The organism is Pseudomonas sp. HMSC063H08, assembly GCF_001813645.1.
Taxonomy (GTDB): Bacteria; Pseudomonadota; Gammaproteobacteria; order Pseudomonadales; family Pseudomonadaceae; genus Pseudomonas; species Pseudomonas aeruginosa.
In genome coordinates this window covers 4,865-5,124 of record NZ_KV813622.1, presented here as the reverse complement: position 1 = coordinate 5,124, position 260 = coordinate 4,865, and the positions used below count along the sequence as shown (strand labels likewise).

The window sequence follows — 260 nt, the reverse complement described above, 5'->3', positions numbered from 1 at the left end:
ATCACCTACCACCGGACGGACAACCCCAATATTTCGAAGGACTCCATGTCGGATATCCGTGCTGTCGCCAAGGCATTGGGGCTGAAGTGTGTTGAGCAACAGCGGATGTTCAAGGCTGACCAGGACGCCCAAGAGGGCCACCCCGCCATCACCCCCACCGATTGGACGGCCGCTACCGCTGGTGAAACTGCTGATGAGCAGGCCCTGTACCAGCTCATTCGAGTTCGTGCGCTTGCCAGCCAGATCGAAGCTGCCGTGTA

The 260-nt window shown here is 59.2% G+C and carries 1 protein-coding gene; it reads left to right on the top strand.

Annotated elements, in window-relative coordinates:
• The coding region (locus HMPREF2924_RS37150) for a DNA topoisomerase (RefSeq protein ID WP_371915082.1) at nucleotides 1-260 on the top strand (260 nt) is incomplete at both ends.